This window comes from Geitlerinema sp. PCC 7407 (genome assembly GCF_000317045.1).
Lineage (GTDB): Bacteria > Cyanobacteriota > Cyanobacteriia > PCC-7407 > PCC-7407 > PCC-7407.
Genome location: NC_019703.1, coordinates 3,691,416 through 3,701,944, shown reverse-complemented (window position 1 = coordinate 3,701,944; position 10,529 = coordinate 3,691,416). Strand labels below are relative to the sequence as shown.

General features: G+C 58.1%; 9 protein-coding genes. 4 read left to right on the top strand and 5 right to left on the bottom strand.

What is annotated here, in order from left to right:
• Window positions 1–204 precede the first annotated feature (204 nt).
• Both GEI7407_RS14945 and GEI7407_RS21445 read right to left on the bottom strand, forming a co-directional pair.
• Window positions 205–654, bottom strand: a complete 450-nt coding sequence (locus GEI7407_RS14945) for a surface-adhesin E family protein (RefSeq protein WP_015173038.1) — start codon at window positions 652–654, stop codon at window positions 205–207.
• Window positions 655–696: 42 nt separating this feature from the next.
• Complete coding sequence (locus GEI7407_RS21445) at window positions 697–1,575, bottom strand: hypothetical protein (RefSeq protein ID WP_015173037.1); 879 nt, start codon at window positions 1,573–1,575, stop codon at window positions 697–699.
• 489 nt (window positions 1,576–2,064) lie between these two features.
• Here GEI7407_RS21445 and GEI7407_RS14935 point away from each other — a divergent pair, with 489 nt between their 5' ends.
• Entirely contained in the window at window positions 2,065–2,412 is a 348-nt protein-coding gene (locus tag GEI7407_RS14935; RefSeq protein WP_015173036.1) for a hypothetical protein, read from the top strand.
• Window positions 2,413–2,528: 116 nt separating this feature from the next.
• On the opposite strand, the gene GEI7407_RS14930 is transcribed toward GEI7407_RS14935, so the two are convergent.
• Window positions 2,529–4,316, bottom strand: a complete 1,788-nt coding sequence (locus tag GEI7407_RS14930; RefSeq protein ID WP_015173035.1) for a TolC family protein — start codon at window positions 4,314–4,316, stop codon at window positions 2,529–2,531.
• A 1,023-nt stretch (window positions 4,317–5,339) separates the two neighbouring features.
• On the opposite strand from GEI7407_RS14930, the gene GEI7407_RS14925 reads away from it, so the two are divergent.
• On the top strand, window positions 5,340–5,540 hold the full coding sequence (locus tag GEI7407_RS14925; protein ID WP_041269113.1) for a hypothetical protein: 201 nt from the start codon (window positions 5,340–5,342) through the stop codon (window positions 5,538–5,540).
• 12 nt (window positions 5,541–5,552) lie between these two features.
• On the opposite strand, the gene GEI7407_RS14920 is transcribed toward GEI7407_RS14925, so the two are convergent.
• Together GEI7407_RS14920 and GEI7407_RS14915 are read right to left on the bottom strand one after the other, a co-directional pair.
• Window positions 5,553–6,923 carry a TIGR03279 family radical SAM protein gene (locus tag GEI7407_RS14920; protein ID WP_015173033.1) on the bottom strand — a complete coding sequence of 457 codons (1,371 nt, stop codon included), beginning with the start codon at window positions 6,921–6,923 and terminating at the stop codon, window positions 5,553–5,555.
• Between the two features lie 187 nt (window positions 6,924–7,110).
• A complete protein-coding gene (locus tag GEI7407_RS14915; RefSeq protein ID WP_015173032.1) occupies window positions 7,111–8,073 on the bottom strand; it encodes an undecaprenyl-diphosphate phosphatase in 963 nt (320 codons plus the stop codon).
• Between the two features lie 355 nt (window positions 8,074–8,428).
• Between GEI7407_RS14915 and GEI7407_RS14910 the strand changes: the two genes are divergently transcribed.
• Window positions 8,429–9,151, top strand: a complete 723-nt coding sequence (locus tag GEI7407_RS14910) for a DUF3120 domain-containing protein (protein WP_071880852.1) — start codon at window positions 8,429–8,431, stop codon at window positions 9,149–9,151.
• Window positions 9,152–9,335: 184 nt separating this feature from the next.
• A complete protein-coding gene (locus tag GEI7407_RS14905) occupies window positions 9,336–10,346 on the top strand; it encodes an adenylate/guanylate cyclase domain-containing protein (RefSeq protein ID WP_015173030.1) in 1,011 nt (336 codons plus the stop codon).
• Window positions 10,347–10,529: the final 183 nt, after the last annotated feature.

Sequence of the window (10,529 nt, the reverse complement as noted above, 5' to 3'; positions counted from 1 at the left end):
GTATCAAGCCGGACCGTTGATGTCCGGTGTGGATTCTATATGGGATTTTGAAATTCGGGTTGCTTGATGGCGTGCCTGGACGGCTGGATCGGATGAGGGGGCGATCGTCTCAGATAGCTTGGGTGTTGGCCTTGAACTGCATCCAAAAAATATACAAAAAACGACAGTTGAGGGAACTGTCGTTTGGGGGACTGATGGGGGGTGTTAGGGCGCTGAGCTGGAGGAAGCTGGAGCGTTTGAGGGGGCGTTGTTGCAGGCAAACTGGGTTAGAGTGGCGGCGCTGCTGCCAGCGTTGGGCTTGCTGAGGGGGCCTTTGTCGTCGTAGTTAAAGCGCTCGATGACTTTTTTGTCTTTGTTGTAGGCGATGATCCGGCGGAGGCGCTGGATGCCGCTGGTGCAGTCGACGGAGCGATAGATGACGGCTCCGTGGACGGGCTGGTCGACGGTTTCTTCGAGGAAGGCGTTGTTGGGCTGGGGAAAGTCGCGATATTCCCAGAACCAGACGCTGCTGCCCCGGCGATCGAGGGAACTGGTGTCGATCATGAAGCGATCGCCGACGTCATTGCGGGTGATTTCGCGCCACTCAGCGGCGATCGCGGCGGGGGCTGCCGACAGCACGCAGCCCAGAACGGTGAGGGTCAAGAGCTTATTCATAGAGGTCTAATTCAGGGAGTCAAGTCAGGAACGACAACGAATTTATGGGGTCTTGCGATCGCTTTGGGTCGGCACGACAAAGGCGCGATCGCTCGTCGAGGAGCTTTCCGCGGGTGCGGCTGAGGAGGAGTTTTCCTGGGCGGGCTCTTCTGCGGGCTCGTCCGGCTCGGCCGCTGGCTCAGAGGGTTCTGAGTCTAGGGCTCCATCTAGCAAAGACGGAGCGCTGCCATTGTCTTCAGTCGACTCTTCGCTGGCGGCTTCTGGCGGCTGGCTTTGGTATTTCTCGACGTTTTGCAGGGCGCTCGTCGCGTAGGAGTCCCGGGGCCGCTCGTCGAGGGCCCGCTTGAAGTACACGGCGGCGGTGGCGTAGTCCCGCTCCTGGGTCGCTTTGTAGCCGGCCTGCATGTAGCGATCGTAGAGGGTGCGGCCTTGGGAAGCGGGAGCGGCGGCCTGAGCGGGGCGTGCTGGAGGGGTAGCCTGAGCGGGGCGCGCCGGAGGAGTGGCGGGCTGCGCCGCGCTTTGGCTGGGCCGAGCCCCCTGATAAAAGCGCAGAACCTGCTGGGTGTAGGTGGCAGTGTCGCCCTGGGCGTACTGGGTTGGGTCGCCGGTCATCCACCAGGCAGCAACGCGCCGCACGGCGATCGCCTCATCGTTGCCGCTGGCTTCATACTCGTCCTCGAGGGCATCTTTGACGATGCAGCTCACGATGGTGCGGGCTTTCTCGGCGTTGCGATCGAATTCGGCGGGCGTGATGGCGGGCTGTTGACAGAATTTGGCCCAGCGCGCGATGTTGTCACCCTTAACCTGCCAAGCGCTGTAGAGCTCATCATCGTTGCGGAGGGGCTGGGGAGCGGCCTGCCGCAGCGCCTCCACAAGGGCGTTGACTTGGCGAGGAGCGATCGCCTGACCGTGGGCGGGCATTGTACTCAGCCCAAGCCCGAGCCCAAGACCAATGATCAGTCTGCTGAGTAGTATTCGCATGAATCTCTAGTTGGGAATGTCAACCTGGAAGTGTCTTACGAGGGGCTGCACCCGTGATCGGGAGCGCTGTCGGCGCGCTCAGCCTCGGGGCAGCGATCGGCTAATAGTTAAAGGACGTTGCTGGTCAAAAAATGCTCCGCACTGGGTGCTTTTTTTTACTCCCATCGCAAGAGCACTCATTCGATTTTGGGGACGGCCCTGCATTGAAAAAGGGGCGATCGCCCGACCGACCACAGAACGCCTGCCTTGTTTGCAGTGTACAGCGCCCTCGCCAAAACTTCCGGAGCACTGCCAAGGCGCCTAATCCTCCAAAGTCTCTCCCAGAGAGGCTTAGACTTCCAGGCAACCCTGAATTCTCTCCAGGGAAAATGCTTGGATTCGGGCAGCTTCAAGGCATAATGCCAGCAAGCCCTATTCACTCAAAGACTTGTGAAGTACTTTTTCCTCTCAGAAGGCTGGACAATCGGGCGGGTGTGGGAGTTTGGTGGTTTGTGGAATGAGATCGCCTGGCGTCGCAAGCCAGATATTCAGCAGCTGACGCTGGGGATTGTCGATAATGGCGATCGCCTCTGGCTCTACTCGGTAGAAGACGCAGTGATCATGGTAGAAGTGACTCCCACGGCGTCTGCGCAGATTCCCCCTCACAGCACCATTGGCCAGGTTGTGCTCAAGCGATTGATCGACGCGGACCAAGTGCTCGATCGCCTGATGAACTCCGAGCAAGTGTTTGCCCAAACTGCGCGATCGCCTGACGAATCCCCCAACGTGTCTTCTTAAAACAGCCCAATTGCAAAAAAGGGGGGACGATCGTCCCCCCTTTTGTACTGCTTGATTACTGCTCGATTGTCGATGAAGCCGCCTAAGCAAAGACGTCTAGCAGCCTGGGCTAGGCCTCAGCGCAGCGAGCTACCAGGAGTCCCTGCTCCCAGACCCACCTGCGAAATTTCGGGCGGCAAATTGCTAATCGATCGCTGGAGCGACGCCAGAGCTCGGTTGTAGCCCAAGATAGCCTGAACCCGGTTTCCTTCGGCCCGCGTCAGCTCCGTTTCCGCGTCGATCACCTCAGTCTGGGTGCCGACCCCGGCCTGGAACCGCAAACGCGCGAGGCGCAGAGACTCCCGCGCCTGCTCTAGGGCTACCGAAGCGGTCTGGATATTTTCAAAGTTGGACTGCAAATCAAAATAGGACTGCTCGACTTGCAGGCGCACTTGATTGCGCTGATCGGCAAAATCGAGCTCCGCAATTTCCTTACCGATCTCTTGCTGACGCGCCCGAGCGCGCGAAGCGCCGCCATCGTAGAGGTTCCAGTTGAGCTGAGCGCCCAGAGCGTAGCCGTCGTCGATCCCGGCCCCATCATCAAAGATGTCCAGCACGTTGTAGCGGGCGAACACGCTCACCTGGGGGCGCACGGCGGCCAGGGCTGCCTCCCGCTGGGCGTCGTTCACTTCCCGATCGACCAGGCGCTGCTCGAGCTCTGCCCGGTTTTTGTAAGCCTGAATGATGCTCTCTTCGAGGGAAATTTCCCACAGACCGGCGATCTGCACCGGGTCTTGGGCGGCGATATTGACCTGCTGAGGCAAGCTGAGAATCTGAGCCAGCGTGCGGCGAGAGATGCGCTGGCGGCTGCGGGCCTGGGTCAGGTTTTGCTGCTCGTTCGCGAGCTGCACCTGGGCCTGGAGCACATCAAAGCGCGTCCGGACGCCCGCCCGCTCCAAAAGCCGAGCATCATCTAGCGTCCGCTCAGCGTTACGCACGGCTGATTCGGCGATGCGCACCTGCTCATCGGCTTCCTGCAAGTCGTAGTAGGCGTCTGTGACGTCAAAGCGCAGCTGCTCCTCGATGCGCTCTACTTCGAGCTCTTGGCGGCGCAGCTGGCGCTCGCTGGCCCGAATGGTGGCGGCGCGGCGGCCGGAGGTGTAGACGTCGTAGCTGAGCTCGACGCCGCTGCTGAGGGATGTCTGGGCGCCGCCGCTGGCGTCAAAGCCGCGATTGGGGCTGGCCGATTCTTGGTTGGTGAGCCCTGCTTGCAGGTTGACGTTGGGTTTCTCGGCGGCCTTTGCTTCCTCCACGACGGCGCGCGATCGCTCGAGCTCTAGGCGCGCTGCCTGCAAGGGGCGATTGTTGCGCCGAGACAGCTCGAGGGCTTCTTCGAGGGTAATAGGTTGGGTCCCGACGATGCGGACTTCATCTGCTTCGGTCGGGAACTGGAGCGGATTGGGGTTGGCCTCGAGGGCTTCGGGATAGCTGGGGCCGGCCTGAGGCGCACTGGGCTGGGCGGTGGGTGGTGGCGTTTGCGGCTGCTCGGGGGGCGTGCTGTCTGTGGTGCCCTCGGGTACGGCCGGAGGTGGAGTACTGGGAACCGGTGCATCATCCGCTGGCGTGGGAGGGGTTTGCGCGGGCGGCGTGCGGCCGGGTGTCTCTGGGTTGGGGGCGAGGGGCGGCAGGTCCTGCGAATTTTCGGGTTCGGCGGTTTGGGCGATCGCAGGCTTAGCAGAACGATTCGTCGAGCTGGCTGCCGGCGTCGATGTTTTGGCAGTCTCAGGCTGAACCTCGCTTTGGGGGGGCGAAGGGTTCTGGCGTTGGGCCGGTGGCAAAATCTCCTGAGAGGCGCCTGGCTTAACCGTACTGAGGGCGATCGCTGCGCCCATCCCCACAGTCATCAGGTGACGAAAGGTTCGCATAGGTGATTGGTTCAGTCTGGTGAGAGTTCAGAAGGTTTAGGGGTCCCAGAAATGCTCGGGGCAAGCAAGCCGCCATCTCGCAATCTTCGCGGGGGCAAATTCCGGTTAAATGTTCGAGGTTTTCTGCCCATGAACATGACAAAAAACATTCAATGTTACAGAACCGCAAAAATTGCTGTAAGCAGAATACTGTTTGTCCAGAGGCTTGGCAAATCAGGAAATAGCCTTGGGCGGCTCTGAGTGCTTTGCGAGGTGATCGCCAAAAAGGTGGCGCTTCCTCGCTAGAGAGCACCCATCTACCGGCGCGCGATCGCCTGCTGCCATCGAGAGCTTCATGGGAAATCGGGCAACAGCTTACCAAGCTTGCAGACGCAATAGCTTCCCCTGATCGGATTAGACCCCAGAATTTCGCTTCTTCGCCAGACAGGCTCCCAAAACTGTAGGTTCTGACGCTCCCTGCTGCGATCGCCAAGATGATGAAAGATTACAGCTTGCTCAAGATTCGCAAGATATCCTTTGAATTTCGCAACCTTTGCCTGCTAAGAAATTTTGGGTGATATAAGGTAAAGGTATCTGGGGACAGATGCTTTTCAACGCTTTTGAGCTAAGTTGAATCTTGTTGTAAGTCACGAGGGATGGCTTTGTTGAGGCTGGCGTGCCATCAGAAGCATTAGCACAGCGATCCGAGCAATCGTTGACAAGCCCCTCTCTCCCCAAACCACATCAGGCTTGAAATACCGCTTCAAAATGCATTCTGAGAGCTAGGCACAGCATCACGGCCATTCGTGTCGTGATCGACGCCGGCCTTCCTGCTCATCTGCAAGCTGAGTCTTTTGAACCAAGGCGCAGATGAATCAGGAAAATGCCGGTGTGTGGCAGTTTGTGCTCCCTCAGCCAGGCAGTCTGAAACGCATTGGTCTTAAGGAGACCGGAGCGTTCAGTGGTTCCCTGGTGCTCCTCAAATCGCTGAGAAGCCCGCCTCGGCCTGAAAACGAACGTTCAATCTTGAGAGATAAGGCTTCTATGGAATATTTACTCATGGATCTCCACCGTCGCTTTTTGGGGACGATGAACAGCAACCGCACCTTGAGTATCGGAGACACTTTCGAGGACTCCACGGCCAAGACCTATACGGTGGTGCGCATTGACCCCTCCCGAGAGCGCAATCGTCCCTCCCAGTCCCTTACCGTCGTTCGCCTCTCGGCTGCCCGTAAACAGGCATAGCGGATCTTTGGACTAGGACATGACGACAGAAGACTCCGTTGTTGCGCTAGACAGCGGCTTGAGGCAGGCATCAATTAGTCCCTCAATGCCGCTTACTGGCAAAACCGGGGCTTGGAGCTGGGCTGCGAGTTCGCCAACGGTCATGTCATCTAGGAATCGCTGGTCGCCATGCTTGAGCATCAGCGAGGGCAGCAAGACCCCGTCGCCCAGGTCCCGTTGCTGTAGGCCTGCGGCCAAATCTTGCCCGGTCAACAGTCCTGTTACCGTAATGCTTTGACCCCAGTAGTGACTGTTGAGCGCCACCATCTGAAATTGCAGACCCTCGATTTGGTTTAGGCGCTGCACGATGGGCTCGAAGGCGCGCTCGACTGCATTGCCAACCACCCAAGTCCAGCGGCGTGGTGGGGCGATCGCCGCGGGTAAATCCTGCGCCGCCTCCTCAAACTGTCGCAAAAACTGACGAATCGAGCCAACCCCATTGTCAATCTGCGGATAGTCCTCATAGTGAGACTCTAGGGGCAAGTCTCGTCCTGCAATCAAAAACCATTCATCGGCCAGCCAAACCACGTGGGTGCCGTTTTTCTGCTTCAGCTCTTGCTGGAGGGCCTGGACTTGGTCAATGACCTCCTGGGCCTTGGCTGGTGTCACCGGAATCAGCTCGTCTTCCTCGGGCCGAAAGCGCGTCAGCCCCACGGGGACCACGGCCACCGAAGCAACAGCTGGCATCTCGCCCTGATGAAAGCTGGCAAGATCCCGCAGGGTGCGGTCTAGGTGCTCGCCGTCATTGATGCCGGGACAAACCACGACTTGCGCATGGATCTGCAAGTCCCGCTCCTGAAACCACTGAAGCTGATCCAAAATCTGGCCTGCGCGAGGATTTTTGAGCAGGCGGGTGCGCACCTCAGGCTCCGTGGCATGGACCGAGACGTACAGCGGCGACAGGCGCATCTGCTCGATGCGCTGCCATTCGCGCGCGGTTAGATTGGTCAGGGTCAGATAGCTGCCATACAAGAAGCTCAGCCGGTAGTCATCGTCGCGCAAGTAAAGCGTTTCGCGCTTGCCCGGCGGCTGCTGGTCGATGAAGCAGAAGGGGCAGCGGTTGGTGCACTGAATCAGGCCGTCAAAAAGGGCGGTTTCGAATTCGAGCCCGAGGTCTTCGTCGTAGTCTTTTTCAATTTCGACGGTGTGGGTTTTGCCCTGGGCGTCGAGGACTTCGAGGGTGAGAAACTCGTCGGCGCAGAGAAACTGGTAGTCGATCAGGTCGCGGGGCCGCTGGTCGTTGATGCTGACCAGGCGATCGCCCGCTTCAAAGCCAATTTCCTCGGCAATAGACCCTGGCAAGACTCCGGTAATACGGGCGGGTTGAATCGAAAGCTCGCTCATAGCGGTCGCGGGAAGCACCGACGAAAAAGGACAGCCGAACCTGGGCACGCACCCAAAGGTCCATAGCCATTGTGGCATCTGCGCGTGGGGCCGGCGTCCGTGAAAGGGGTCGATGCGAATCTTTTTAATTGAATCCGAAAAGACTCAATTAAAAAGATTCAAGCAAACGTCAAATTAGCAGGGCGGCTCAAAGGGGAAGGGCTTTACCGGCGATCGCCGCCAGCAAGAAAGCGCCAAACCCGAGCCGATACCACACGAAAACCCAGGCATTTTGGGTTTGTAGATAGCGCAGTAGCCACGCGATCGAAGCGTAGGAAAAGAAAGCCGCCGACAAAACCCCGGCAATCAGGGGAAGAAGGCCGCCCTGGCTAAGATCAGTGGTCAGCAGCCCCGGCAACTCCGTCAAGCCTGCAATGGTAATCGCCGGAATGCCAAGCAAGAAAGAAAAGCGGGCCGCAGTGGCGCGATCGAGTCCCAAAAAGAGACCCGCCGTCAGGGTCGAGCCAGAGCGAGAGACCCCCGGTATCAGCGCCATGGCCTGAGCCAGGCCCATCAAAATGCCGTCCTGCGTCGTCAGGTCATTAAAACTGCGCTTGTGGTGGCTGAGGCGCTCTGCCAGACCCAGCAAGAGGGCCATCACAATGGACACGATCGCGATCGCCAGCGTACTGCGCAGCACCGTGTCATAAAACTCAGCAACCAAGAATTTGACGCACAGCCCCAAAAAAATGATGGGCAGAGAGCCGATGAGGATACCCAAGCTGAGGCGAAACTCCTGGGCCTCATAGTCCCGCGCGGCGATCGCCGTCGCCGTCCCCTTCACCAGCTGGGTCAGGTCCTGCCAGAAGTACCACAGCACAGCCCCGATGCTGCCAAGCTGAATGACCGCTGTAAAAGCAACCCCCGGATCTCCCCAGCCCAGCATCACCGGCACCACCTTGAGGTGAGCAGTGCTGCTGATCGGCAAGAACTCCGTTAGCCCCTGCACGATGCCCAAAATGATTGCCTGAAAAATGGTCACGGCCGGAGAGCCGATCGCTGCGGCTCCCTCTGCGGGATCGGCGATCGCCAGCCATCCTCCCCCGGGGGTATGCAAAACAGGCCAAAAACCGAGTAAGTCAGGGGTCCAGGAACTGAAAAAGTCAAGCATAGGGTTCTGATGATGGGTGTAAACAGCGCTCTGGTGCAATAAAGCCGGCTAGCTCAAATCCAGGACACTCGTGCAGACGCACAAAACGACTCGCGGTGCCATGGCAGACAAACGTGAAAACCTGAAACCCCTTAGAAAAACCGGCGGAAAGCCACAAAACTGTCTCTGCTATACAGTAATCGGTCTTGTAACAATTTTCCTTAACCCGATCACAACCTGAAAGCCTGCCGCCGTTGTCCTCGACTTTGGTCCTTCTTTCCCAAAACAGTCGGCGTCTAGAAGAAAAATCGCTACAATAAGCTCATCCCCCCAGGGGGGATAAGGCTATGTTATCTTGATGAAAAATAAGTAAATAATTGTTAACCGTACTTTGACGTTCTACTCACCGTCTAGCAACTCGCCCCCCGCCGCTCTCACCACGGTTTCCCGGTGGTGGACAGGGGTGCGACAGCGCAGCGTCCCGGTTATCGCTGCGATCTTTTTGGTTTCAGTGCCGGTCTTTGTGCAGGCGCCTTTGGTTCGTTTGCTGCCTTGGCTGAGTCTGGCAGTCACCGTGGGCTGGCTGGGGCTAGGCCTCGTTTTGATGTCTCGGACCCACAGCCGTTTCTGGGGCGATCTGCTGCTGGGCTTCACCTGGAGCTGGCTGACGGGGTCACTCTACTGGGGCTGGCTGCGCTGGGAGCCGCTTTTGCACTTGCCGGTCGAGGCGCTCATTTTGCCCCTGGCCCTCTGGGGACTGTTTCGCGGGCGAGGGCTTGTAGGAAACTGTTTCTACTTGGGGTCTTTGCTGGGCACCGCTATCACCGATTCCTATTTCTACGTCACCCATCTGCTGCCCCATTGGCGTCGCCTCATGCACGTGGAGCCGGAGCTGGCGATTTCGGTGTTTCAAGACGCGATCGCCCACATGAGAACCCCTTGGGGGGCTGGCTGGGCTTTGGCCTTGGCATCTTTGTTACTCATTTTGGGTTTGGTTCCCCTCAAGTCAGACCAGCCCCACTGGCTGGTATTCAGCGGCACAATTTTGGGTACCATCCTGGTGGATGGTTTATTTTGGCTGGTTGCCTCCTCCGCCTAGTGCTGGTGCCCAAAGCTCTGCTCGGCGGCCCATGATATCCTGACGCTTCCACCGGCGATCGTGGCTAAAAATTTCTTCTGAAAAAGAAGATTTATCAGCAGATTCCGGAAAACTTAACACTACCTTTGTGTAGATGTGTCAGGATGCATCATAGAAAAATATTCCCGTCGTTTCTGCCGCTGTAGTGACTTTTCAACCCACTCCGCATTTAATTCTGCGCACTGCATCTGGCGATCGCTATGTGCCTCTAGCCGGCAGTAACTGTTGGACGATTGGGCGTAGTGAAGATAACAACGTTGTCTTGCCAGATCGGTGGATTTCGCGCAACCATGCGATGCTGCAGTGCATGGAAACCGGAGAGTTTTATTTGATCGACCTCGGCAGCCGCAACGGTTCCTTCATCAACGGTCGCCGGGTTAGCATCCCTGTCACGCTACAAAATGGGGATCACTTGACCTTTGGCCAGACCGAGCTTGACTTTTACTGCCCGGTCCCCAATCTCCACGACACCGATCCGGGCATGGACTCGGACTCCCAGGAGTTCACCGCTACGGCAACGCTCCATGTTCGCCGCCTGATCTCGGTGCTCGTTATTGACATTCGCAACTTCACGGTGCTCACGCGGCAGATGGACGAAAAGGTCCTTTCGGAGCTGATTGGCACCTGGTTTCGCCATGCCGGCAATATCATTCGAGACCACGGTAGCTGGGTTGACAAGTACATCGGCGACGCGGTGATGGCTGTGTGGATCCATGGAGCCCAGGGCGTCAACCAGGGAGAAGCGCTGCGAATTTTTCGCGCCCTCAAGGCGCTCCACGACATCACCACAGAGCTGGCAAATCAGTACCCCTTGCCCTTTCCGCTGCGTATCGGGGCAGGGATCAACACGGGTTTTGCGATGGTTGGCAACACGGGCAGCGGCGATCGCCCCGACTACACGGCTCTCGGAGACACCGTCAACGCCGCCTTTCGCCTAGAGTCCGCCACCAAAGAAATCCAGCTAGACGTCGCCATCGGCGAGACCACCTACGAGTACGCCGCCAAGCTCATGGGGCCTGACCAAACCGTTTTCAAAGAGTACCGCGTCGATCTCAAGGGCTACGACAAACCCACCCTGACCTATGCCTGCTCCTTTGAAGCCCTGGGCAAATTTTTGGCAGCCCTGCCCCCAGAACCCAATCCCGAGCGCCGCTAGAATTCTCTTCTGAGGCCGATTCAGCTGGATGCTTTCCCAGAGTACGTCTGTGAGCTACCCTAGACTGTAGCCAGTTTGCGGTGCTTGTACAGGCCTCTAGCTGTCGCTGCCTTGCGTTCGCCGGAGATTGCTCTCCAACGGAGCCAGGTAGTTTGTGCCGCTGCACTTAATGCTGTGTATACA